This is a genomic window from Streptomyces sp. Ru71 (genome assembly GCF_002920535.1).
GTDB lineage: Bacteria > Actinomycetota > Actinomycetes > Streptomycetales > Streptomycetaceae > Streptomyces.
The window spans coordinates 29,313-53,777 of record NZ_PQSS01000053.1; the positions used below are offsets into that span (position 1 = coordinate 29,313).

The window sequence follows — 24,465 nt, forward strand, 5'->3', positions numbered from 1 at the left end:
GGTCAGATCCTTCGGCCCGAGAACACCGGGGAGCTGCGGCGGCCCGGTGGCGGGATGCGGGCGGTGTGAGTTCCGGGGGGAGCGGGAGCCGCGCCAGGGCTTGGCCCCACCAGGTGCTGGCGGACGATTTCGAGGCTGCGCACGATCGAGCCCACCTCGTCGTGCCGGCGTGGGTACAGGACGGTCCGGCGGTCCCCGTCCGCGAGTGCCCGGGCGCTGACGTCCAGGGCCCGCAGCGGCCGGACCACCACGATGTACAGCCAGGCGAGGCAGGTCACGGTGGCGGACAGACCGAGCAGCCCGGAGAGCATGGTGCGCCGCTGGACCTCGTAGGCGGGCAGCGACAGCCAGGAGACCGGCTGGTCGGAGACGACGTGCCAGCGCAGGCCGTTGACCGGACCGGGCCCGCTCACCGGCGCCGCGGCCGCGACCGCGGGTGAGGGTCCGCGCAGCACGGAGGCGGCCGGGGCCGTCGTGGCGGCGTCGACGAGCGGGCCGAGCCTGCTGTCGGGCAGGCCGGCGAAGGCGATGAAGCCCTGGTCGGCGGCGAGGACGCGCTTGTTGTCGTCGACGAGCCACACGTTGCCGAGCCCGGGCCTGGTGAGGATGTCGCTGACGAAGGCGGTCCTGAACTCGCCGACCACGGCGCGCTTGCCGTCGCCCAGCTGGGCCACGGCGGCGATGACCGGTTCCTTGCCCGAGCGGTTGAGCAGGGCGACACCGGCCGTGGTGCGGATCGAGCCCGGGTCGTGCGGCGTGCCACCGACGTGGACGGCGACGCTCCCGGAGTCGACGAGGTAGATCGAGCGGTAGCGGGGGTGCTCGGCGAGCGTGGCGTCCAGTGTCCGGCGGATCGGCTCACGCCCGGTGCTGCCGGCGATCCTCCCGGTGAGGGAGAGGAGATCCGCGTAACCCTCGACCAGGCTGCGGCGGACCCGGTCGGCCGCGGTGTCGGTGCGCAGCCGCTGGTCGGTGACGGACTGCTGCGGCAGCGCCTGGGCTGCCTGCGGGCGGTTGAGCCCCGACAGCAGAGGGGCCGCCCAGCACGCCAGCACCAGGGCGCACAGCGCCACGACGGCGCGTGCCCCGGGACGGGCCCGTAGCCGGCGGGATGTCGTGCGGCCCGGCCGTGGCGGCGCTCCGAGGAGCTGCCGGCGCAGGGACTCCAGGGCGGCGCCGATACGGGCGGGCTCGCCGTGGCGGGGCACGGTCACCGGTCGCTTCACATCGCCCCGGGCGAGCCGCCCGGCCTCGGTGAGGAGCTTCGTCACGGGCTTGTGGACGAGCGTGAACAGCGTGCCCGTCACGGCCGCGGCGAGAAGCAGCAGCGTGCCGGCGACGGCCAGCCAGAAGAGCGGGTGACCGGCTCCCGCCACCTTCTGCGGCACCTGGACCGCGGTGATCACCGTGAGGCCGAGTGCTCCGGCGGGATCGCTGTGCGCCCGGTCGAGCCGGGGATCCAGGGCGGCGAACCCGACCACCGTGCCGGAGCCGCCCGGTGCGTCGCGGTGCAGGCTGCCGCTCGGTCCCGGGAAGCCCCGGGAAGCGGCCGTCTCGGCCAGGGGCGTGCCCGCGGCCGCGTGGACGGCGTCCCGGGCGAGGGCCCGGGCACCCTCGCCGAGGGCGCCGGGCCCCTCGGCGGCGAGGAGGCGGCCGTGGGAGTCGGCCACCTGGAGCGTGCGGCCCGTGCCGACGCCGATGCTCGGCACCCGCAGGCTGTCGGACGCGACGAGCAGCTGCTGCCCGCCGGGCCGGGACAGCAGGGCGAACATCAGCAGCCGGGTCTGCCCCGAGCCCTGGTGGACCAGGCGCGGCGGCAGCCCCTCGGCCAGATGGTCGAGGTCCTCGGCGGCCAGCGGAACGGTTTCGCCGTGGGCGGCGAGCAGCCGTCCCGAGGGCAGGTCGAGTATCGCCGTGCCCCGCCACTTGTGGTACCAGGTGCCGAGCGTGGCCAGCACCGAGCCCGGGTCCTGCGGGGGCGCGGCGTTGAACATCGAGGCCGCTCGGCGCAGGTCCGTGGCGCTCTCGTTCAGGGAGGCGCCCAACGCGGTGGCCCCGTCCTCGGCCACGTGCTGCTGCGAGGCCCTCACCGCACGCGGAACGCCGTCGTCCTGGACCCGGCCGAGGACGAACGCCGTGGCCCCGGCGACCAGCACGAGGAGGGCGAGCAGCGCGGTGAGCGGCGGGCGCAGGCCGCCGAGCAGGGGCATGGCGAGCGGCCTGGCGTCGTGACCGGTCTCCGAGCGGTACGGGGCGCTCTGTGTGCCGTCGGGGACGGGCTGCCGGGCCGTCCGGCGCACCGCGGCCCGGGGGACGTTCTCCGCGTGGACGGTCATCCGAGCGGCACCTCCGACACGTATGCTTACGCAACACGTTTACGTCGTATACGTGCCATCCTTGCCTCTCGGATGCGCCAGGTCAACCGCTGGGGCGAGGTCCCGTCGGCCCCCTTGGGTGCACCACGCTCAGTGGACGAGCACGACCTCCAGGGTGCGCGGTCCGTGCACGCCCTCCACGCGGTCGAGCTCGATGTCGCTCGTCGCCGACGGGCCGGAGATCCACGTCAACGGGCGGGTGGGGTCGAGGCGCTGGAGTGCCTGCGGCACCGAGGAGACGACCTGATCGGGCACCCGGACGACGCAGATGTGGTGGTCGGGGATCAGCGTGATCCGGCGGCGGCCCTGGTCGGGGGAGCCGTCCAGGACGATGGTGCCGGTCTCGGCGATCGCCACCGCGCAGCCGGTGACCACGCTGCCGACCTTGTCCAGCTCGTGCGGGGTGCTCACCGCACGGTCGTGGACGCGGGTGGCATCGGCGGACGACATCCAGTCCGGCGGCAGCCACGGCGGCACCAGGACCTGGTCGGATCCGCGCATGGCGAGCAGCCGCATGATGACGTCGGGCAGCTCCTCGTCGTCCGTGCGGTGCACGATCGCCCGGTAGTCCGCCAGGTTCTCCGCCAGCAGCTCCACCGTCTGCTCCACGGTCCGCTCTCCGTGCGCGCGCAGATAGTCCCGGGGGACCGCCCGCTCGTACGGGGGGTCGTCCGCCGGCACGTCGGCCAGGGCGCGTCGCACCCGGCCCAGGATCCGCTCCCTGCTGCTCACTTGTCGCCGTCCTTCCCGCCGCGAGTGCGCTGCCACCAGTCCCGGAACGGTTCCGCCGGCACCGCCGGCAGCTCCCGGCTCCCGGTCCACGCCCGGCCCGGCCCGGGCAGCGTGCGCGGATGGAACCGGCGGGTGCGCGAGGCCAGCCGCTGCCCGGCGGCGAGCGCACCGGGATGCGTGAACGCCCAGCGCGCCGCCCGCATCGCCGCCCGCTCGGCGGCGTGCCCCTTGGCGGGCCTGAGCACGACCTTGTTGCCGCCCCGGGTGGCCGGGCCGCCCTCGACGACCCGTTCCCGCAGGTGCACCAGCACCTCGGGGATGTCGATGGCGACCGGGCACACCTCGTAGCACGCCCCGCACAGCGACGACGCGTACGGCAGCGAGGCGTCGATCTCGCTTGCCGTGCCCCGCAGCTGGGGGCTGAGGATCGCGCCGATCGGACCCGGGTAGACCGAACCGTAGGCGTGCCCGCCCGCCCGCTCGTACACCGGGCACACATTGAGGCAGGCCGAGCAGCGGATGCAGCGCAGGGCCTGGCGGCCGACGGTGTCGGCGAGGGTGTCGGTGCGCCCGTTGTCGAGCAGCACCAGGTGGAAGACGCTCGGCCCGTCCCCCTCGGTGGTGCCGGTCCAGGTCGACGTGTACGGGTTCATGCGCTCGGCGGTGGAGGAGCGCGGCAGGGTCTGCAGGAACACCTCCAGGTCCCGCCAGGTGGGCACGACCTTCTCGATGCCGACGACCGAGATCAGCGTCTCGGGCAGGGTCAGGCACATCCGGCCGTTGCCCTCGGACTCCACGACCACCAGGGTGCCGGTCTCGGCGACCATGAAGTTGGCGCCGGAGATGCCGACCTTGGCCCGCAGGAACTTCTCCCGCAGGTGCAGCCGGGCCGCCTCGGCGAGTTCGGCGGGTGTGTCGGTGAGGCCCTCGGGGGCCGGGCGGCCCCAGTCGGCCATCTGGGAGCGGAAGATGTCCCGGATCTCCCCCCGGTTGCGGTGGATCGCCGGGACCAGGATGTGCGAGGGCCGGTCCTTGCCCAACTGCACGATCAGCTCGGCGAGATCGGTCTCGTAGGCGCGGATGCCCTCCGCCTCCAGGGCCTCGTTCAGCCCGATCTCCTGCGTCGCCATCGACTTGACCTTGACGACCTCCGACTCGCCGGTGGCCTTGACCAGTTCGGTGACGATCCGGTTGGCCTCCTCGGCGTCGGCCGCCCAGTGCACGACACCGCCCGCCGCGGTGACCGACTCCTCCAGCTGTTCGAGGTAGCGGTCGAGGTGACGCAGCGTGTGGTCCTTGATCCGGGCACCCGCCTCCCGCAGCGCCGCCCAGTCGGACACCTCCGCGACCGCCCTGGCCCGCTTGGCACGGATGGTGTGGGTGGCGTGCCGCAGATTGCCGCGCAGCGTCGGATCGTTCACCGCCTCGCGCGCGGCCTTCGGGAAGGCCGGCATCCCCACGAACGTCCCGCTCATACCGCCGTCTCCTCCTGAGTGCTCGCCAGGATCTCCGCGATGTGCACCGGCCGCATGCCCACCTTCAGCCGGGCCATCGTCCCGCCGATGTGCATCAGACAGGAGTTGTCGGCCGCGCACAGCACCTGCGCGCCGGTCGACTCGGCGTTGCGCACCTTGTCCGCCCCCATCGCCGCCGAGACGTCGGCGTTCTTCACCGCGAACGTGCCGCCGAACCCGCAGCACTCCTCGGCGCCCGGCAGCTCCACCAACTCCAGCCCCTTGACGGCCCGCAGCAGCCGCAGCGGCCGGTCGCCCAGCCCCAGCGAACGCAGCCCGTGGCAGGTCGGGTGGTAGGTGACCGTGTGCGGATACCAGGCGCCGACGTCCGTCACCCCCAGCACGTCCACCAGGAACTCCGTCAGCTCGTACGTCTTCGGCGCCACCGGAGCCAGCGCCGCGGCCAGCGAGTCCCCGCGCCCCTCGGCCCGCGCCCGCTCACCCATGCGCGGATACAGCTCCCGCACCATCGCCCCGCACGAACCCGACGGCGTCACCACGGCGTCGTAGTCGCGGAACACCTCCGCGTAGCGCCGGGCCAGCGGTTCCGCCTCGTGCCGGTAGCCGGTGTTGTAGTGGGCCTGACCGCAGCAGGTCTGCGCGGTGGGGAAGTCCACCTCGACGCCCAGCCTGTTCAGCAGCCGCACCACGGCCCGGCCGGTGTCCGGATAGAGCGTGTCGTTGACGCAGGTCAGGAACAGGGCGACACGCATCGCGGCTCCTTGTGATCGATCATCGGACGAGTGCAGGGTAATCGGCGCCCGGGGGCGCGGAGAGGCCCGGCTCACCGCACAGGGAGCCGGGCCTCGGCCGCCCGCCAGCGTTCCGTGCCGCCGCGCGGCTCGTACCGCGTCAGCGGCTGGGTGCGCACCAGCAGGCGCCGCATATCGGTCAGATCGCCGACGATCCCGTGCGCCCGGGCCTGCACCAGGACGTTGCCGAGCGCCGCCGCCTCCGTCGGCCCCGCCACCACCGGCAGCCCGCACGCGTCGGCGGTCAGCTGGCACAGCAACGCGTTGCGGGTGCCGCCACCGACGACGTGCACGACGTCCACGGCGTGGCCGGCGAGCCGCTGCGCGTCCTGAACCGCCCGCCGGTGGGCGAGCGCCAGGGAGTCCAGGATGCAGCGCGTGATCTCCCCGGGCGTGCCGGGCACCGGCTGACCGGAGGCACGGCACGCCTCGGCGATCCGCTCCGGCATCCGGCCCGGCGCGAGGAACGCCGCGTCCCCGGCGTCCACCACCGACCGCAGCGCCTCGGCCGCGGCCGCCTCCCGCAGCAGCGCCCCCAGATCCCGCTCGCCCCAGGCCCGCTGGCACTCCTGGAGCAGCCACAGCCCCATGATGTTGCGCAAGTAGCGGACCGTGCCGTCCAGGCCCAGCTCGTTGGTGAAGTTGGCGGCCCGGCTCTCCTCGCTCAGCACCGGCGCGTCCAGCTCAAGACCGGCCAGCGACCAGGTGCCGGTGCAGATGTAGGCGAACCGCTCGGCCGCCGCCGGCACCGCGGCCACCGCCGACGCCGTGTCGTGCGACCCCACCGCCGTCACCGGCACCGGACCGGTCAGCCCCGTCTCCTCAAGCACCTCGGCGCGCAGCACGCCCGCCGGATCGCCGGGCTCCCGCAGCGGCGCGAACAGCCCCAGGTCGATCCCGAGCCGGTCGGCGATCTCCCGCGACCACGACCGCGTCCGGGAATCGATCAGCTGGGTGGTGGAGGCGTTGGTCAGCTCGGTGCCCTGCTCACCGGTCAGCCAGTACGTCACCAGGTCGGGGATCAGCAACAGCCGCCGTGCCCGCTCGAACTGGGCGGTGCCCGAGGCCGCCGCCAGCTGGTAGAGCGTGTTGAAGGGCGCGTACTGGATGCCGGTCGCCGCGTACAGCTCGGCCACCGGCACGGTCGCCCACACCTTCTCCGCGACACCCTCGGTGCGCGCGTCCCGGTAGTGCACCGGGTTGCCCAGCAGCGCCCCGTCGGCATCCAGCAGGCCGTAGTCGACGGCCCAGCTGTCGACGCCGACCGAGTCCACCGGGCCGGCCGCCCGCAGCCCGTCCAGCACCCCGGCGTACAGCGCCAGGATGTCCCAGCGCAGCCCCTCGGGCGTGCGCACGGGCCGGTTGGGGAAGCGGTGCGCCTCGGTCAGCTCCAGCGAGTCCGTGCTCACCCGCCCGGCCATCACCCGCCCGCTGGAGGCGCCCAGGTCGACAGCGGCGTACGCCTTCACGCGCCCGCTCACCGCAGGAACGCGGCGGCGACGCCGGCGTCGACCGGGATGTGCAGACCGGTGGTGTGGGTCAGATCGCCGCCGGTGAGCGCGAAGACGGCGTTCGCCACGTGCTCGGGCAGCACCTCCCGCTTGAGGATGGTCCGCTGCGCGTAGAACTCGCCCAGCTTCTCCTCCTCGATGCCGTAGGTGGCGGCCCGCTGGGCACCCCAGCCGCCCGCGAAGATCCCGGAGCCGCGCACCACACCGTCCGGGTTGACGCCGTTGACCCGGATGCCGTGCTCGCCCAACTCGGCCGCCAGCAGCCGCACCTGGTGGGCCTGGTCGGCCTTGGTGGCGGAGTAGGCGATGTTGTTCGGCCCGGCGAAGACGGCGTTCTTGGAGGCGATGTACACGATGTCACCGCCGAGCCCCTGCGCGATCATCACCCGGGCGGCCTCCCGGGACACCAGGAAGGAACCGCGCGCCATGATGTCGTGCTGCAGATCCCAGTCCTTCGCGGACGTCTCCAGCAGCGGCTTGGAGATGGAGATCCCGGCGTTGTTGACGACCAGGTCCACCCCGCCGAAGGCGAGCACGGCGGCCCGGAAGGCCGAGGCGATCTGCTCCTCGTCCGTCACGTCCACGGTGACGGCGACGGCCCGGTCCGGCCCGCCCAGCTCCTCGGCGACCTTGGCGGCGTTCTCGCCGTTCAGATCGGCGATCACGACACACGCACCCTCGGCGGCCAGCCGGTGGGCGATGGCCTTCCCGATCCCACTGCCCGCGCCGGTCACCAGAGCCACCCGGGTGGCCAGCGGCTTGGGCTTCGGCATGCGCTGGAGCTTGGCCTCCTCCAGCGCCCAGTACTCGATCCGGAACTTCTCCGACTCCTCGATGGGCGCGTACGTCGACACGGCCTCGGCGCCGCGCATCACGTTGACGGCGTTGACGTAGAACTCGCCGGCCACCCGCGCGGTCTGCTTGTCCTTGCCGAAGGAGAACATGCCCACGCCCGGCACCAGCACGATGGCCGGGTCGGCGCCGCGCATCGCGGGGGAGTCGGCGGTGGCGTGCCGCTGGTAGTAGGCGGCGTACTCCTCGCGGTAGGCGGCGTGCAGTTCCTTCAGCCGCGCCACCGCCTCGTCGAGCGGTGCGGTCGGCGGCAGGTCCAGCACCAGCGGCCGCACCTTGGTCCGCAGGAAGTGGTCGGGACAGGACGTGCCCAGCGCCGCCAGCCGCGGATGCTCCGCCCGTGCCAGGAAGTCGAGGACGACGTCGGAGTCGTCGAAGTGCCCGACCTGGGCCCTGTCCTGCGACGCGACGGCCCGGACGTGCGGGGCGAGGGCGGCGGCCCGCTCGCGCCGCTCGGCCTCGTCCAGGGGCTGGTAGCCCTCGATCACGGGCCCGAACGGCTCGGCGTCGCCGCGCTCGGCGAGGAACGTCTCCGCCGTGCGGATGATGTGCAGGGAGTTGCGCTCGCACTCCTCCGAGGTGTCACCCCACGCGGTGATCCCGTGCCCGCCGAGCACGCACCCGATGGCCTGCGGGTTGGCCTCCTTGATCGCGGCGATGTCCAGTCCCAGCTGGAACCCGGGCCGCCGCCAGGGCACCCACACCACGGTGTCACCGAAACACTCGGCGGTCAGCTTCTCGCCGTCGGCGGCACAGGCCAGCGCGATCCCGGAGTCGGGGTGCAGATGATCGACGTGCGGGGCGTCGACGAGCCCGTGCATGGCCGTGTCGATCGACGGGGCGGCCCCGCCCTTGCCGTGCAGGCAGTAGTCGAACGCGGCGACCATCTCGTCCTCGCGCTCGACCCCGGGATACGTCCCGACGAGCGCCCGCAACCGATCGAGCCGCAACACGGCGAGCCCGCTCTCGGTGAGCGTGCCGAGGTCGCCGCCCGACCCCTTCACCCACATCAGCTCGACGTCCCCACCGGTGACGGGGTCGGTGTCGGTGCCTTTGGCGGACGCGTTGCCGCCGGCGTAGTTCGTATTCCGCGGATCGGAGCCGAGCCGATGAGAACGGGCGAGCAGAGCAGCGGCCTCGGGGTGGGTGGTCATGGAGATTCCTCAGCTTCTTGAAAAGGGTGAGTGGACTTCCCTAGGGGCGCGGGGCCGCATCGATATGCGGCTCCGCCGCGTGGGCGCGACCAGCCACAACGGACCCGCACCCCGCAACGGACAACAACCCGGCAGACGCGTCACGCCCCCCAACCGGCCTGCCGCCCACCCACCCGCTCAGCCACGATCTTCTCGCCCCACCCGGACCGCGCATACGCGGCAAGCGGCTCGGGATCCAACCCCATCTCCTCCCGAACCTCCCGCAGCAGCGGCCGCACATCCGTGTTGAACGCGTCCATCAGCACGGCGTTGGCGCCGAGGACGTCACCCGAGGCCTGGGCGTCGGCCAGAGCGGCGCGGTCGACCAGCAGCGCCTTCGCCGTGGCCTCCTGAACGTTCATCACCGAACGGATGATCGCCGGAATCTTCGCCTCGATGTTGTGACACTGGTCGAGCATGAACGCCACCTCGGAGGTGAACCCACCCCCGCGCACGACCTCGTACATGATCCGGAACAGCTGGAAGGGATCGGCCGCCCCCACCATCAGGTCGTCGTCGGCGTAGAACCGCGAGTTGAAGTCGAACCCGCCGAGCTTGTCCTCCCGCAGCAGCGTGGCGACGATGAACTCGATGTTGGTCCCCGGCGCGTGATGCCCCGTGTCGACGACGACCCGCGCCTTCTCGCCGAGCCGCAGACAGTGGGCGTAGGCCGTCCCCCAGTCCGGCACATCGGTGGTGTAGAAGGCCGGCTCGAACAGCTTGTACTCCAGCAGCATCCGCTGCCCGTCCCCGAGCCGCTCGTACACCTCCGCCAGCCCCTCGGCGAGCCGGTCCTGCCGGGCCCTGATGTCGTCCTGCCCCGGATAGTTCGTCCCGTCCGCGAACCACAGCTTCAGATCGGTGGAGCCCGTCGCGTCCATGATGTCGACGCACTCCAGCAGGTGGTCGACGGCCTTCCTGCGCACCGCCGCGTCCGGGTGGCAGATGCTGCCGAGCTTGTAGTCGTCGTCCTGGAAGGTGTTGGAGTTGATCGCGCCCAGCTTCAGCCCGCGCTCCTCCGCGTGCTTGGCCAGCGCCCCGTAGTCGTCCACCGTGTCCCAGGGGATGTGCAGGGCCACCGTCGGCGCGACGCCCGTCGCGGCGTGCACCTGGGCGGCGTCGTCCAGCTTCTCGAACGGGTCGCGGGGTACGCCCGCCTGGGCGAACACCTTGAAGCGGGTGCCGGAGTTCCCGTACGCCCATGACGGCGTCTCGACGGCCTGGGTCTTGAGCGCGGCCTTCACCGCGGCGAGGTCGGTCACTTCCGGACTCCTGATGGCATCGGTGAACGTGGGATCGATGCGGCGGCATCGATGAACAGCATCAATGAACAGCATCGGTGAAACGATTCAGAAGGCGAAGCTATGAGCCCCCCGGAGGCGTGTCAAGACCCCGGTCGGGCCGTGTTCGTCGTAACCTGTGCGTGACCTTCTGGCGTCGAAATTTTTTCGATACGAACCCATTGACGCGGGCGAGCGCCGCTGCCTACGGTCCCGGCAATCCAGTTGAAACCTTTCACGACGCCCCGAGGGTGCGACCCGCCGGCGTCGTCGAGGAGCCCTCATGACCCACCCGTCCGCCTCGGGGCCGGCCCCGGTGCTCGCGCTGAAGGACGTCTCCAAGTCCTTCGGTGCCGTACGGGCCCTGCGGGACGTCTGTCTGGAGCTGTTCCCCGGCGAGGTGCACGCCCTCGCCGGGGAGAACGGCGCCGGCAAGTCGACCCTGATCAAGACGCTCGCCGGAGTGCACCGGCCGGACGCCGGCCAGGTGCTGCTCGACGGCGAGCCCGTCGCCTTCCACGGCCCCGGCGACGCCCGCGACGCGGGAATCGCCGTGATCTACCAGGAGCCCACGCTCTTCCCCGACCTGTCGATCGCCGAGAACATCTTCATGGGCCGCCGGCCCAGAAAGGCCCTCGGCCGGATCGACCACAAGGCCACCCACGCCGCCACGCTCGCCCTGATGCAGCGCCTCGGCGTCGATCTCGACCCGGACCGCCCGGCGCGCGGGCTGTCCATCGCCGACCAGCAGATCGTCGAGATCGCCAAGGCGCTCTCCTTCGACGCCCGCGTGCTGATCATGGACGAGCCGACCGCCGCGCTCACCGGCAGCGAGGTGGCCCGCCTCTTCGGCGTGGTGCGCACCCTGCGCGAGCAGGGCGCCGCGGTGCTGTTCATTTCCCACCGGCTTCAGGAGATCTTCGAGATCTGCCAGAAGGTGACCACCCTGCGCGACGGCGCCTGGATCGCGAGCGAGCCGCTGGCCGGCATGACCGAGGACGACCTGGTGCGCCGCATGGTCGGCCGCGACCTCGACGAGCTCTACCCCAAGCAGGACGTCCGGCCCGGCGAAGTCGCCCTGAGCGTACGGCGGCTGACCCGGGAGGGCGTGTTCACGGACGTCTCCTTCGAGGTGCGCCGCGGGGAGATCGTCGGCCTCGCCGGCCTGGTCGGCGCGGGCCGCACCGAGGTCGCGCGGGCCGTGTTCGGCATCGACCGCTGGGACGCCGGCGAGGTGGAGGTCGAGGGCCGCAGGCTCACCAACGGGGCGCCCTCCACCGCGATGGCCGCCGGACTCGCGCTCGTGCCCGAGGACCGGCGGGCCCAGGGCCTGGTGATGGACATGTCCATCGAGCGGAACATCGGCCTCACCGGCCTGCGCACGACCGTGAAGGCCGGTCTGATGGACCGCGGCGCCGAACGCAGCCGCTCCCTCGACTGGGCGGTCCGGCTCCAGGTGAAGTACGCCCGGATCGCGGACGCCGTCTCCACCCTCTCCGGCGGCAACCAGCAGAAGGTCGTCCTCGCCAAGTGGCTGGCCACCCGCCCCCGGGTGCTCATCGTGGACGAGCCGACCCGCGGCATCGACGTCGGCACCAAGGCCGAGGTGCACCGGCTGCTGTCCCAGCTCGCCGCCGACGGGGTCGCCGTCCTGATGATCTCCTCCGATCTGCCCGAGATCCTCGGCATGGCCGACCGCGTGCTCGTGATGCACGAGGGCCGGCTCACCGCCGAGATCCCCCGCTCCGACGCCACCGAGGAGACCGTGATGGCCGCGGCCACGGGGAGGGCGGCATGACCGTCATCACCCCCGATCCCACCCCCGTCGCCGACGTGCCCAAGTCCGGCGGCACCCGTCTCGTCGACCGCGTCTTCAAGATGCGCGAACTCGCCATCCTGGTCGTCTTCCTGGTGATGATCGCCGTCACCCAGGCCGGCAACAGCGAGTTCCTGTCCGAGCAGGGCATCAAGGACCTGCTGCTGAACGCGACGATCCTGGTGCTGGTCGCCACCGGACAGTCCCTCGTCGTCATCACCCGCAACGTCGACCTGTCCGTCGGCTCCGTCCTCGGCATCAGCGCCTTCGCCGCCGGCACCTACCTCCAGGGCGGCGGAAACCCCGTCGTGGCCGTCGTCCTCGCCGTGCTGCTCGGTATCGGCTTCGGGCTGCTCAACGGCCTGCTCGTCAGCCTCGGCCAGGTGCCCGCGCTCGTGGTCACCCTCGGCACCCTCTACATCATCCGCGGCATCGACTCCATCTGGGTCGGCTCCCGCCAGATCACCGCGGCCGACCTGGCCGGCTCCTTCGTCGACTTCGGCTCCGGCGGCATCCGGGCGGTGCCGTACCTGGCGCTGATCGCGCTCGTCGTCCTCGTCGCCACGGCCTACTACCTCAAGCACTACGGCAGCGGGCGCGAGCTGTACGCGCTCGGCTCCAACCCCGAGGCGGCCCGGCTCGCCGGCATCCCCGTGCGCAAGCGGATCCTCGCCGCGTACACCTTCTGCGGCGCGCTCGCCGGACTCGCCGGCGCGATGTACCTGGCCCGGTTCGGCAACGTCGACTCCGGGACCGGCAGCGGCTACGAACTCACCGTCGTCAGCGCGGTCGTGGTCGGCGGCGTCGTCTTCACCGGCGGCTCCGGCAGCGTCTACGGCGCCGCCCTCGGCGCGCTGCTGCTGACCTCCGTCAACAGCGTGCTGCCCGCGCTCGGCGTCAGCAGCGTGTGGGTGCTCGCGATCAACGGCGCCCTGCTGCTGCTCGCCATCGCGGTCGACCGGGTCGTCGCCCTGCGGGTGGCCGCCGCCCTGAAGAAGAAGCCGGCCCCTGTGAAGCCGCTCCCGCAGAAGGGGGACACCCGACATGCCTGAGTCCCTGACCCGTGCCGTCCGCTGGGACACGGTGGTCGGCGCCCTGCTGATCGTCCTGCTCCTGCTGTCGTTCTCCTTCGTGGACGGTTTCGGCAACGCGCTGAACCTGTCCTTCCTGATCGGCAACACCCTGCCGATCGCCCTGATCGCCCTGCCGATGACGTTGCTCGTCGTCTCCGGGGAGATCGACCTGTCGGTCGCCTCCACGGCCGGGCTGTCCGGCGCGGTGATGGGCCGGCTGTGGAACGAGGGCATGGCCATCGAGACGATCATCCCGCTGTGCCTGCTGCTCGGCGTGGTGTGCGGGCTCGTCAACGGCCTGCTCGTGACCCGGCTGGGCCTGCCCTCGCTCGCCGTCACCATCGGCACGCTCGCCCTGTACCGGGGCATCGCGCAGATCGTGCTCGGCTCGAACGCGGTGACCGACTTCCCGTCCCAGTACCTGGACTTCGCCGCCGGCCGGATCGGGGACAGCTTCCTGCCGCGGGCGTTCCTGCCGTTCCTCGCCCTGCTCGTCGTCGCCGTCCTCGTGCTGCACGCCACGCCGTTCGGGCGGTCGCTGTTCGCGATCGGCGCGAGTGAGGAGGCGGCGCGGTTCGCCGGCGTCCGCGTCAAGCGGTCCAAGCTGATCCTGTTCGTCGCGACCGGTCTCATGGCCTCGCTGACCGGCGTCTTCTGGGCCCTGCACTATGCGAGTGCGCGGTACGACAACGCCACGGGGCTCGAACTGTCCGTCGTGGCCGCCGTGCTGCTCGGCGGGATCGACTTCGACGGCGGCAAGGGCACGTTGGGCGGCGCGATCGCCGGGGTGTTCCTGCTGGGTGCGCTGCAGAACGTGATGAGTCTGCTGAACGTTTCGGCGCAGTCGCAGATCGTCGTGACCGGGGTGTTGCTCGTCGTGTCCGTGCTCGGGCCTCGTGTTGCCCGTCAGGTCGCCGTCGCCCGCGCGGCACGCTCCGCGGCTCGCTCCGCTGGTTAGGCCGTCTTTCGGCTGCGGGCCGGTTGTGGCTGGTCGCGCAGTTCCCCGCGCCCCTTGGGGGCGTGTTCAGGTCACCCCTCGTTTTCAAAGGACTCCCCTCCATGCCCAAGTCATCACTCCGCCGTGCCTGTGCCGCCCTCGCCGCCGGGACCTCTCTCGCCCTCGCTCTCACCGCCTGTGGCGGCACCACCAAGAGCGACGTTCAGAAAGAGGGGGCGGGCGCCGCGGCCGCCGCCGGCAAGGCCGATCCCCATGCCGTCACCAAGACGGGGCTGACCGTCGGCTTCCTGCCCAAGCAGGTCAACAACCCCTACTTCACCACCGCCGACAAGGGCGGCCGGCAGGCGCTCGCCGAGTTGGGCAGCAAGTACAAGGAGGTCGGGCCGTCCAGTGCCACCGACACCTCCGGGCAGGTCTCCTACGTCAACACCCTCACCCAGCAGCAGGTCGACGCGATGGCCGTGTCCGCGCAGGACCCCGGCGCCCTGTGCACCGCGCTGAAGCAGGCCATGAGCAACGGCATCAAGGTCGTCACCTACGACTCCGACACCAAGACCGACTGCCGCAACGCCTTCGTCTCGCAGGCCTCCGCCGAGGACCTCGGCCGCACCGAGGTGCAGCTTCTCGCGCGGCAGATCGGCTACAAGGGCGAGATCGCGATCCTGTCCGCCGCGCAGACCGCGACGAACCAGAACACCTGGATCGACTTCATGAAGGACGAGCTGAAGGACCCCAAGTACAAGGACGTCAAGCTCGTCAAGATCGCCTACGGCAACGACGACCCGCAGCAGTCCTTCCAGCAGACCCAGGGCCTGCTCCAGGAGCACCCGAACCTGAAGGGGATCATCTCCCCGACCACCGTCGGCATCAAGGCGGCCGCCCAGTACCTGTCCGGCTCCAAGTACAGGGGCAAGGTCGAGCTGACCGGCCTCGGCACCCCCAACGACATGCGCAAGTACGTCAAGAACGGCACCGTCGAGGCGTTCGAGCTGTGGGACCCGGCCAAGCTCGGCGACCTCGCCGCCCGTGCCGCCGTCGCGCTGGCCTCCGGCCAGATCACCGGCAGGGAGGGCGAGACCTTCAAGGCCGGCTCCACCACGTACACGATCGGCAAGGACGGCGTGATCAGCCTCGGCAAGCCGACCGTGTTCGACGCCAGGAACATCGACCAGTACCACTTCTGAGCCACCCGGGGGGACCACCCGATGCAGCGCGTCTGCTTCCTGCTGAAGGTCCGCGCGGAGCGGATCGCCGAGTACCGGGAACGGCATGCCGCCGTGTGGCCGGAGATGCGCGAGGCGCTCTCGGCCACCGGCTGGCACAACTACTCGCTCTTCCTGCGCGACGACGGCCTCCTCGTCGGCTATCTGGAGACGGAGGACTTCGAGGCGGCCAGGGCCGGCATGGAGGCCACCGAGGTCAACGCCCGCTGGCAGGCCGAGATGGGGCCCTTCTTCGAGGCCCTGGACGGGGCCCGGCCGGACGAGGCGATGAAACCGCTCACCGAGGTCTTCCACCTCGCGTGACGTAGTGTGAAGCTCTCCCCGCCGCTCCCAGTTCTCCAGGAGGTTCCCGCCTGATGGCCCAGTCGGTGGGTATCAAGGACGTCGCCCGTGCCGCCGGAGTCTCCGTCGGCACGGTGTCCAACGTGATCAACCGGCCGGACACGGTCGCCAGTGAGACCCGGGCGCGGGTGCTGTCCGCCATCGACCGGCTCGGCTACGTCCGCAGCGAGTCCGCGCGCCAGCTGCGCGCGGGCCGCAGCCGGATCATGGGGCTGCTCGTCCTCGACATGGGCAACCCGTTCTTCGTGGACGTGGCGCGCGGTGCCGAGCGGGCCGCGCGCGAGGCCGGGCTCGGCGTGATGGTCTGCAACAGCGCGCAGAGCGCGGGCGAGGAGGCCGAGTACCTCTCGCTGTTCGCCGAGCAGCGGGTGCGGGGCGTGCTGCTCACCCCCACGGACGCCTCCGGCCGCAACATCGGCGCCTTCCGCCGGCACGGCATCCCGTTCGTGCTGGTCGACCGGGTCGCCGAGGGCGCCGCCGAGTGCTCCGTCTCCGTCGACGACGTCGCCGGCGGCGCCCTGGCCGTGCGGCACCTGGTGGACGCCGGGCACCGCTCGATCGCGTATGTCAGCGGCCCGCCCGGCCTGAACCAGGTCCGCGACCGCCGCACCGGCGCGCTGAACGCGCTCGCCGAGGCCGGGCTCGGGCCCGAGGCGCTGCGGGAGATCCCCACCGAGCGCCTCGACGTCGCCGCCGGCCGGGACGCCGGGGCCCGCCTGCTCGGTCTCGCCGACCGGCCCACCGCCGTCTTCTGCGCCAACGACCTGCTCGCCCTCGGCGTGCTGCAGGCGATGTACGCGGCCGGAGTCGGCGTCCCCGACGACCTCGCGATCGTCGGCTACGACGACATCGAGTTCGCCGCCGCCGCGGCCGTCCCGCTCACCTCGGTGCGCCAGCCCGCCGTCACCATCGGCGCGCTGGCCGCCGAACTGCTGCTGGAGGAGACCGAGGAGCGCGGCAGGCAGCCGCACGAGCACCGCCGGGTGGTCCTCCAGCCGGAGCTGGTGGTGCGCCGCTCCAGCCTTCCGGGACGCTGACCGGCGGGTCAGCGTCAGGTGTACGACCGGTCAGCAGCCGTCGACCGAACGTTCAGTAGCCCCGGGCGCACCGGCCCGCCCGGCATGTGCTGAACTGGGACCCGCCGCACCTCGCCCCGTCCCTTTCTTCCGCACCGGGAGACGCGTTGACCGACAGCTACCGCCAGCCCGGCGTCCGGCTCACCGACCGCCGCTTCACCGTGCCGCTCGACCACGACGACCCCACCGGGGAGACCATCGAGCTGTACGCCCGTGAGGTGGTGGCGAGCGACCAGGCCGGCCAGGACGTGCCGTGGCTGGTCTACCTCCAGGGCGGCCCCGGCTTCGGCGCCCACCGCTTCGTCGGCCGCAGCGCCTGGCTGGACCGCGCCCTCAAGGAGTTCCGGGTGCTGCTGCTGGACCAGCGCGGCACCGGCGCCTCCACCCCTGCCAACCGCCAGACCCTGCCGCTGCGCGGGGGCCCGGCCGAGCAGGCGGACTACCTCACGCGCTTCCGCGCCGACTCCATCGTCCGCGACTGCGAGGCGATCCGCCCGCAGGTCACCGGCGGCGCCCCCTGGACGGTGCTCGGGCAGAGCTTCGGCGGCTTCTGCACCGTCACCTACCTCTCCACCGCCCCTGAGGGCCTGGCCGCCGCCGTGATCACCGGCGGGCTGCCCTCCCTGGACGCCCACGCCGAGGACGTCTACCGGGCCGCCTACCCACGCATCGAGCGCAAGGTCGCCGCGCACTACGCCCGCTACCCGCAGGACGTCGAGCGGGCCCGCCGTATCGCCGACCACCTGCTCACCCACGACGTCGTCCTGCCGGGCGGCCACCGGCTCACCGCCGAGGCCTTCCAGTCCCTCGGCATCCTGCTCGGCACCGGCGACGGCAGCCACCGCCTGCACTACCTGCTGGAGGACGCCTTCGTGCGCACGCCCGGCGGCTGGGAGCTGTCGGACACCTTCCAGGAAGAGGTGCGGGGCCTGCTGTCGTACGCGGCACACCCGCTGTACGCCCTGCTCCACGAGGCGATCTACGGCCAGGACGCCCGCCCCACGGCGTGGGCCGCCGAGCGGGTCCGTGCCGAGTTCCCGCAGTTCGACGCGGCCAAGGCGCTCGCGGGCGACGGGCCGCTGCTGTTCACCGGCGAGACGATCCACCCCTGGATGTTCGACTGCGACCCGGCGCTGCGCCCGCTGAAGGAGACCGCCGAACTGCTCGCCGCCCGCACCGACTTCACGCCCCTGTACGACCGTGACCGGCTGGCCGCGAACGAGGTGCCGGTCGCCGCGGCCGTGTACCACGACGACATGTACGTCGACGCCGGCCACTCCCTGGCCACCGCCCGCGCGATCCGCGGCCTGCGCACCTGGGTGACGGACGAGTTCGAGCACGACGGCGTCCGCGCGGGCGGCCCCCGGGTCCTGGACCGGCTGCTCGCCCTCACCCGCGACGAGGTGTGACGCCGGGGCGCAGTGCCCGCTCGCAAGATCCACAAAAGGGCGGGCCGTGGCCGGTGACGCGGGCTACGCTGCGCCCATGACCGAGCCGACGAACGCCCCACTGCAGCCCATGCCCGAGGACTGGCAGCGCGCCCTGGCCGTGGTGGCCCACCCGGACGACCTGGAGTACGGCTGCTCGGCGGCCGTCGCCGCCTGGACCGACGCGGGCCGCCATGTCGCCTACGTGCTGACGAGCAGGGGCGAGGCCGGCATCGACACCGTGGACCCGGCGATCTGCGGGCCGCTGCGGGAGCGGGAGCAGCGGGCGAGCGCGGCGGTCGTCGGGGTGGAGAGCGTGGAGTTCCTCGACCACCAGGACGGGGTGATCGAGTACGGCCCGGCGCTGCGCCGGGACATCGCCGCCGCGATCCGCCGCCACCGGACCGAACTGGTGATCACCCTCAACCACCGGGACACCTGGGGCGGCGTCGCCTGGAACACCCCCGACCACGTGGCCGTCGGCCGGGCCACCCTCGACGCGGCCGCCGACGCCGGCAACCGCTGGATCTTCCCGGAGCTGATCGAGCAGGGGCTCCAGCCCTGGAACGGCGTGCGCTGGGTCGCGGTCGCCGGCTCCGCCTCACCCACCCACGCCGCGGACGCCACACCGGGGCTGGAGCGCGCGGTGCGCTCCCTGCTGGAACACCGCACCTACATCGAGGCGTTGACCGACGAGGACCCGGAGACCTATGTCCGCGGCTTCCTGACGGCGAACGCGAACGCGGCGGCGGAACGCTTCGGCGGCCGTCCGGCCGTGACCTTCGAACTGTTCGGCAGATGACCCGGCGGACGACGACGGACGGGGGAGAGGCAGGCATGGACACCACCCAGGCGCTGGCCGACCGCTTCGAGGAGCACCGCGGACACCTCAGAGCCGTGGCCTACCGCATGCTCGGCTCACTGGCCGAGGCGGAGGACGCGGTGCAGGAGACCTGGCTCAAGCTCAGCCGCACCGATGCCGAGGCGATCGGCAACCTCGGCGGCTGGCTGACCACGGTGACCGGCCGGGTCTGCCTCGACCTGCTGCGCTCGCGCGGCGCGCGCCGCGAGGAGCCGATCGACGACCGGTTCGACACCTACATCCCGGACCCCGAACTGCGGCCGTTGTCCGGCCTCGATCCGGAGCAGGAGATCCTGCACGCCGACTCGGTGGGCCTCGCCCTGCTGGTCGTCCTGGAGAACCTGGGCCCGGACGAGCGGCTGGCGTTCGTGCTGCACGACATGTTCGCGGTGCCGTTGGAGGACATCGCGCCGATCGTGGAGCGCACCCCGGCCGCCACCCGCCAGCTGGCCAGCCGGGCCCGCCGCCGGGTGCGCGGCGCCGAGCCGGCCGCCGACCCGGACCTGGGCCGGCAGAAGCAGGTCCTCGACGCCTTCCTCGCCGCCTCGCGCACCGGTGACTTCGAGGCGCTGGTCTCCCTGCTCCACCCGGAGGTCACCCTGCGCGTCGACTCCGGCACCCTGGTGCGGGGCGCTGCCGCCTCCCGGGTGCTCCAGGGCGCCAGGGCGGTGGCCGAACAGGCGCTGCTGTTCGCCCGGTTCGCCCCGTCCGCACGGATGGTGCTGGTCAACGGCGCGCTCGGGTTCGTCAACCAGCCGGAGGCCGGCCCGGCGTCGGTCGTGGCGGTCACCGTCGCCGACGGAAGGATCACCGGCATGTACATCCTGTCCGACCCCGAGCGGCTGGCCCGCCTGGACCTGGACGGCCTCACCGGCTGACGTCGCTCAGCTCCCGGCCCCGTGCACCGGGCAGCGGGGCGTGTGCGGCTCGTCCGCCCGCGCGTCGCCGTCCGGCTGCGGGGCCGGGGCCACGGGCACCCGGCGTTCGAGGCGCAGCCGCAGTCCCTCCGGCATCAGGGTCAGCCGTTCCGTCACCCGTAGCCGGTAGCCGGGGTCGGGCGAGAAGGAGTAGCGGCGCAGCAGCAGGCCGAGCACCAGGGTCGCCTCGTGCAGCGCGAACTGGCGCCCGATGCAGGCCCGCGCCCCGGTGCCGAACGGTTTGAAGACATGCCCGGGCCGGGCCCGTACCGCCGCCGCGTCGAAGCGGTCCGGGTCGAACCGCTCGGCGCCCGCGCCCCACACCTCGGGGTCGCGGTGCAGCATCGGCGTCAGCACCAGCGCCCAGGCGCCGCGCCGCATCGGGTGGTCCCCGGCCAGCAGGGTGTCCTCGCGGGCCTCCCGGGCGAAGGCGGGCGCGGTGGGCCACAGCCGCAGCGACTCGTCGAGCACCCGGCGCACGTACCGCAGCTTGGCCACCTGCTCGTAGGCGGGCACCTCCGCCCCGCCCCACACCCGCTCCACCTCGGCGCGGGCGCGCTCGGCGACGTCCGGGTGCCGGGAGAGGTAGTGCAGCGCGAAGGACAGCGCGCCGGAGGTGGTCTCGTGCCCGGCGACCAGGAAGGTGATGACCTGGCGCCGCACGTTCAGCGCGGACAGCCGCTCCCCGGTCTGCGGGTGGGCGGTGTCCAGCATCCGGTCGAGCAGGTCGCCGTCGCCGCCGCCCGCCGCGCGACGGGCCCGCACCACCTCGTCGACGGTCTGGTTGAGGAAGGCCATGTCGGCCTCGTTCTGCCGGCTCGCCCGCCGCAGCAGCAGCCGGGCGGCGGGCGCGGGCACGGTGTTGAGTCGCTGGGCGTAGGTCAGGGTGCCGACCATGGCGGTCACGAAGGGGTGCAGCCGGGGCCGCTCGAAGGAGCCGAAGTCGTAACCGAAGCCGGTGCGGGCGATCGTCTCCAGGGTCAGCTTGGTCATGTCCCCGGGCACGTCGACGTCCCGGCCCTCTGCGGCGGCCCGGTCCCAGTGCTCGGTCAGCCGCGCGGCCACGTCGAGCATCATCGGGTGGTACCCGGCCATCGCGTCCCGGCTGAAGCCGGGCGCCAGCACGTCGTGCGCGAGCTGCCAGTTGGGCTCGTGGTTGTACGCCGTGAACAGCGCGTCCCCGACGACGGGGCGCAGGTTGGCTATGCCGAGCCCCACGTGCTTGGCGAAGCGCGACTCGTCGGAGAGATCCCCGACGAGGCCGGCGCCCCACACGAACACGAACTCCTTGCCGAAGGCCCGCCGCCGGAAGATCGGGCCCAGCTGACGGGCCAGCCGCGTGGAGTCCTGGATGGGGGTGGTGCGGCTCACGCCGAGCACGTCACCGAGCAGGGGCAGCCGGTGCGGCGGACGCGGAATGCGCTCCAGCTCGGGCCAGCCCAGCTCGGCGCTGCGGAACCCCCCGGACGAACGGCCGTGGTCTGCCCTGGCGTCGGCCATGCGCGATCTCCCTTGATCCTGCGGCATGTTGAGCAGTGTGTTGTACGTGAGTTCAATAACGTGTTTCAGTCTGGTCCTGTTGTTGAATCCGCGTCAAGTACAGTGCGCGCATGGCCGCGAACCAGGGGGAGCGCACCCGCCGCCGGCTCAGCACCGCGCAGCGCCGGGAGCAACTGCTGTCGGTGGGCGCCCGGCTGTTCTCGGAGAGTCCGTACGACGAGGTATGGATCGAGCAGGTCGCGGAGATCGCCGGGGTCTCGCGCGGCCTGCTGTACCACTACTTCCCGACCAAGCGGGACTTCTTCGCCGCGGTCGTGGAGCGGGAGAGCGAGCGCATGCTGCGCATGACGGCCGCGGTGCCCGGGGTGCCGGTGCGCGAGCAGCTCTCCGCAGGTCTCGACGCCTACCTGGAGCACATCCAGGCCCACGCCCACGGCTACCGCGCCTTCCACCGCGCCGACGCGGCCGGGGACCAGGAGGTCCGGCGTGTCTACCGGCGCGCGCTGGCCACCCAGGAACGGCAGATCCTCGCGGCCCTCGCCGCCGACCCCGAGTTCGGCCAGCTCTTCGGGCAGCGCCCCGACGTCCGCCTGGCGGTGCGTGGCTGGCTGGCCTTCACCACGGCGGTCTGCCTGGAGTGGCTGCGGTCGCCGGACCTGAGCCGGGACCAGGTGCGGGAGCTGTGCGCACGGGCGCTGCTCGGGGTTCTCACCGGCTGAGCCTGCGGCGGGCAGGGGGCCTGGTTGGCGGGCACCCCGATCTCCGATAGGTTAGGCAAGGCTTACCTAAGAGGAGGTTGGGATGGGTGACAGCCAGACGTGGGCCGCCGTGCCCTCAGCGGCCGAGCGGGCCCGGTCGGTGCTCACCGCCGCGTGGTCCTGCGCGGTGACCGCCGAGGGCGGGCGCGAGGAACTGATCGGGGCGCACAGCGTGAGCGACGACGGGCGGGTGCTGCTGCGGCTCCCCGAGGACAGCGCCCTGTTCGCCGCCGCGATCTGCGCGCCGCGCGGCGAGCCGTCCGCCGTGCTGGAGTTCGCCGACGTCGCCCCCGTCCCCGTCCGCCACCGCATCCGCGCCCGGCTGTGGCTCGCCGGCTGGTTCGGCCCCTTCGGCGCCGACGGCGACCACGTCGCCTTCCACGCCACCCGGGTGGTGCTGCGCCGCCCCTCCGGCGCCGTCGTCGTCGGCCTCGACGACTTCGCCGCCGCCGCGCCCGACCCGCTGGCCGCCGCCGAGGCACGGCTGCTCACCCACCTCGCCGACGCCCACCCGGACGCCGTCGAACGCCTCACCCGGCTCGTCGACCCCGGCAGCCTGTACGGCGCCGTACGGATCCGGCCGCTCGCCGTCGACCGGCACGGACTGACGCTGCGCATCGAACGCGCCCGCAGCCACGGTGACGTACGCCTGCCCTTCCACACCCCCGCCGACGACATCGCACAGCTCACCGAACGCATGCACCACCTGCTCACGCAGGCGAGCGCCGCCGGCTGCCCGCGCGCCCTACAGCGGCAGCGCGCAGACGGCGACCGGTGACGGGAACGGCCTGCCGGCGAGCCGCAGATCACCGGTGCGGCCGTCCACGTGGAAGACGCTGACCGTGCCCGACTTCTGGTTCGCGGCGAACAGCAGCCGCCCGTCGGGGGACAGGGCGATCTGCCGGGGGAAGTCACCGGCCACGTCGGTCGTGCCGAGCAGCCTGAGCCGTGCGCCGTCCGCCTCCACCGCGTACCGGGCCAGGGTGTTGTGGCCCCGGTTGGCGAGAAAGGCGTAGCGTCCGTCTCCCGTGACGGCGAACTGCGCCGGGTAGTTGGTGCCGGACTCCGCGCCCGTGGACTGCGGGGCGCCGACGGTGAGCCGGCCGCTTGCCGGGTCGTAGCCGCAGACCATCACCGTGTTGCCGACCTCGCCGACCAGGTAGGCGTGGCGCCCGCCGGGGTGGAAGGACAGATGGCGCGGGCCGGTGCCGGGGCGGGTGCGGGCCTGTGAGACCTCGGTGAGCTTCCCGGAGCGCTGATCGAGGCGGTAGCCGTACACGGTGTCCGTGCCCAGGTCCACGGCGAGCACATGACCGCCGTCGGGGCTCGTGACGACCTGGTGCGCGTGCGGTCCCTGCTGTCCGGGGCCCGGCGCGGGACTGCCGTGCGTGACCAGGTCGGCCCGCTCGCCCAGCGCGCCGGAGGCGTCGATCGGGTGCACCGCCACGCTCCCGGAGCCGTAGTTGGCGCTCAGCAGCCACCGCCCGCCCGGATGCACCGACAGATGGCAGGGGGCCGCGCCGCCGGTGCTCCGGCTGCCCAGCACCCGGCGGTCGGCGAGCCGGACGGCGGTGACCGCGCCGTCGTCCCGCTCGTCGACCGCGTACAGCGTCCGGCCGTCCGGATGCAGCGCCAGATACGACGGGTCGGGTACGCCGGTCAGCGTGCCCCGCCCGGTGATCCGGCCCGTGCCGGGATCGTAGGAGGCGACTCCGATGCCCCTGCCGCCGCCCTCGGCGGAGGTGTAGGTGCCGAGGTAGAGCGGGCGGGGGCCGGACACGCTCGGCGTGGCCCGCCCGGACGGCCCGGGAGCCGTGCCCGAAGCGCCCGGGGCCGTACCCGATGTGCCGGGAGCCTCGTCCGCCGTACCGGAGGCCGTTCCCGGGGCGCCGGCGGGGCCGCGCTCCGACCCGCAGCCGGCCAGGAAGGCCCCGGCGGCGAGGGTGCCGCCGAGCGCGCCGACGAAGCGCCGCCGGCTCCACGCCGCCGCGCCCGCCGCTTCCCCGCCACTGCTCATGTCCGCACCTTCAGGTCGTCGCCTCGCCCCGGTCGTGACCGCCACCCTCGCAAGATCCGCCCGGCGCGTGCAACCACGCGTGCTGTGCGGGGCGGGTCACCAGTCCCCGTCGGTCACCGGCCGGCCCGGGGCGTCCTTCAGGGGGTGGATCTGGTGCTGCTGGGGCGCCTGCCACGGGTCGTGGTCGTCGCCGAGCCAGTCGCCCACGGGCTTGACCGACCCCAGGGCGTCGGCGGGGGAGAGGTCTTCCGCGTCGGCGTCGTAGTAGTCGAACCAGGGCAGGCCCG

General features: G+C 72.9%; 20 protein-coding genes and 1 pseudogene. 11 read left to right on the plus strand and 10 right to left on the minus strand.

Annotated elements, in window-relative coordinates; all coding sequences use genetic code 11:
* Window positions 1-2 precede the first annotated feature (2 nt).
* The 7 genes from C3489_RS26290 to rhaI all read right to left on the minus strand — a co-directional run bounded on the left by C3489_RS26290 (window position 3) and on the right by rhaI (window position 10,191).
* Window positions 3-2,336: a HAMP domain-containing protein gene (locus C3489_RS26290; RefSeq protein WP_258054950.1), complete on the minus strand. Its 2,334-nt coding sequence runs from the start codon at window positions 2,334-2,336 to the stop codon at window positions 3-5.
* Between the two features lie 129 nt (window positions 2,337-2,465).
* Window positions 2,466-3,107, minus strand: a complete 642-nt coding sequence (locus C3489_RS26295; protein WP_103784552.1) for a lactate utilization protein C — start codon at window positions 3,105-3,107, stop codon at window positions 2,466-2,468.
* On the minus strand, window positions 3,104-4,582 hold the full coding sequence (locus C3489_RS26300) for a lactate utilization protein B (RefSeq protein ID WP_103784553.1): 1,479 nt from the start codon (window positions 4,580-4,582) through the stop codon (window positions 3,104-3,106). Before C3489_RS26300 ends, C3489_RS26295 begins: the two co-directional genes overlap by 4 nt.
* Window positions 4,579-5,334: a (Fe-S)-binding protein gene (locus C3489_RS26305; protein WP_103784554.1), complete on the minus strand. Its 756-nt coding sequence runs from the start codon at window positions 5,332-5,334 to the stop codon at window positions 4,579-4,581. The genes C3489_RS26300 and C3489_RS26305 overlap by 4 nt, the downstream gene beginning before the upstream one ends.
* Window positions 5,335-5,405: 71 nt before the next feature.
* The gene (locus tag C3489_RS26310) at window positions 5,406-6,794 is read right to left on the minus strand and encodes a rhamnulokinase family protein (RefSeq protein WP_103784571.1); all 1,389 of its coding nucleotides are present in this window, start codon (window positions 6,792-6,794) and stop codon (window positions 5,406-5,408) included.
* A gap of 56 nt (window positions 6,795-6,850) precedes the next feature.
* The gene (locus tag C3489_RS26315) at window positions 6,851-8,890 is read right to left on the minus strand and encodes a bifunctional aldolase/short-chain dehydrogenase (protein WP_103784555.1); all 2,040 of its coding nucleotides are present in this window, start codon (window positions 8,888-8,890) and stop codon (window positions 6,851-6,853) included.
* A 140-nt stretch (window positions 8,891-9,030) separates the two neighbouring features.
* Window positions 9,031-10,191, minus strand: a complete 1,161-nt coding sequence (rhaI, locus tag C3489_RS26320; RefSeq protein WP_103784556.1) for an L-rhamnose isomerase — start codon at window positions 10,189-10,191, stop codon at window positions 9,031-9,033.
* A 301-nt stretch (window positions 10,192-10,492) separates the two neighbouring features.
* On the opposite strand from rhaI, the gene C3489_RS26325 reads away from it, so the two are divergent.
* The 9 genes from C3489_RS26325 to C3489_RS26365 all read left to right on the plus strand — a co-directional run bounded on the left by C3489_RS26325 (window position 10,493) and on the right by C3489_RS26365 (window position 19,864).
* Window positions 10,493-12,007 (plus strand): sugar ABC transporter ATP-binding protein, encoded by a 1,515-nt coding sequence (locus C3489_RS26325; RefSeq protein WP_103784557.1) that lies wholly within the window; start codon window positions 10,493-10,495, stop codon window positions 12,005-12,007.
* Window positions 12,004-13,077 carry an ABC transporter permease gene (locus C3489_RS26330; protein WP_103784558.1) on the plus strand — a complete coding sequence of 358 codons (1,074 nt, stop codon included), beginning with the start codon at window positions 12,004-12,006 and terminating at the stop codon, window positions 13,075-13,077. The genes C3489_RS26325 and C3489_RS26330 overlap by 4 nt, the downstream gene beginning before the upstream one ends.
* Window positions 13,070-14,056 (plus strand): ABC transporter permease, encoded by a 987-nt coding sequence (locus C3489_RS26335; RefSeq protein WP_103784559.1) that lies wholly within the window; start codon window positions 13,070-13,072, stop codon window positions 14,054-14,056. The genes C3489_RS26330 and C3489_RS26335 overlap by 8 nt, the downstream gene beginning before the upstream one ends.
* 101 nt (window positions 14,057-14,157) lie before the next feature.
* Entirely contained in the window at window positions 14,158-15,240 is a 1,083-nt protein-coding gene (rhaS, locus tag C3489_RS26340; protein ID WP_103784560.1) for a rhamnose ABC transporter substrate-binding protein, read from the plus strand.
* A 21-nt stretch (window positions 15,241-15,261) separates the two neighbouring features.
* Window positions 15,262-15,582: an L-rhamnose mutarotase gene (locus tag C3489_RS26345; protein WP_103784561.1), complete on the plus strand. Its 321-nt coding sequence runs from the start codon at window positions 15,262-15,264 to the stop codon at window positions 15,580-15,582.
* A 53-nt stretch (window positions 15,583-15,635) separates the two neighbouring features.
* Window positions 15,636-16,658, plus strand: coding sequence for a LacI family DNA-binding transcriptional regulator (locus tag C3489_RS26350; RefSeq protein WP_103784562.1), 1,023 nt, complete (start codon window positions 15,636-15,638; stop codon window positions 16,656-16,658).
* A gap of 146 nt (window positions 16,659-16,804) precedes the next feature.
* Window positions 16,805-18,106: an alpha/beta fold hydrolase gene (locus tag C3489_RS26355; RefSeq protein WP_103784563.1), complete on the plus strand. Its 1,302-nt coding sequence runs from the start codon at window positions 16,805-16,807 to the stop codon at window positions 18,104-18,106.
* Window positions 18,107-18,182: 76 nt separating this feature from the next.
* Window positions 18,183-18,926: a PIG-L deacetylase family protein gene (locus tag C3489_RS26360; protein ID WP_103784564.1), complete on the plus strand. Its 744-nt coding sequence runs from the start codon at window positions 18,183-18,185 to the stop codon at window positions 18,924-18,926.
* Between the two features lie 35 nt (window positions 18,927-18,961).
* Window positions 18,962-19,864 carry a sigma-70 family RNA polymerase sigma factor gene (locus C3489_RS26365; protein WP_103784565.1) on the plus strand — a complete coding sequence of 301 codons (903 nt, stop codon included), beginning with the start codon at window positions 18,962-18,964 and terminating at the stop codon, window positions 19,862-19,864.
* 6 nt (window positions 19,865-19,870) lie between these two features.
* Here C3489_RS26365 and C3489_RS26370 read toward each other — a convergent pair whose 3' ends face one another.
* The gene (locus C3489_RS26370) at window positions 19,871-21,403 is read right to left on the minus strand and encodes a cytochrome P450 (protein WP_103784566.1); all 1,533 of its coding nucleotides are present in this window, start codon (window positions 21,401-21,403) and stop codon (window positions 19,871-19,873) included.
* A 110-nt stretch (window positions 21,404-21,513) separates the two neighbouring features.
* On the opposite strand from C3489_RS26370, the gene C3489_RS26375 reads away from it, so the two are divergent.
* Both C3489_RS26375 and C3489_RS26380 read left to right on the plus strand, forming a co-directional pair.
* A complete protein-coding gene (locus C3489_RS26375) occupies window positions 21,514-22,122 on the plus strand; it encodes a TetR/AcrR family transcriptional regulator (protein WP_103784567.1) in 609 nt (202 codons plus the stop codon).
* Between the two features lie 82 nt (window positions 22,123-22,204).
* Window positions 22,205-22,939, plus strand: coding sequence for a DUF2470 domain-containing protein (locus C3489_RS26380; protein ID WP_103784568.1), 735 nt, complete (start codon window positions 22,205-22,207; stop codon window positions 22,937-22,939).
* Here C3489_RS26380 and C3489_RS26385 read toward each other — a convergent pair.
* The gene (locus C3489_RS26385) at window positions 22,907-24,178 is read right to left on the minus strand and encodes a lactonase family protein (protein WP_103784569.1); all 1,272 of its coding nucleotides are present in this window, start codon (window positions 24,176-24,178) and stop codon (window positions 22,907-22,909) included. The two genes, C3489_RS26380 and C3489_RS26385, sit on opposite strands and share 33 nt — an antisense overlap.
* Window positions 24,179-24,274: 96 nt before the next feature.
* Window positions 24,275-24,465, minus strand: a pseudogene (locus C3489_RS26390) (hypothetical protein); the annotation flags it as partial.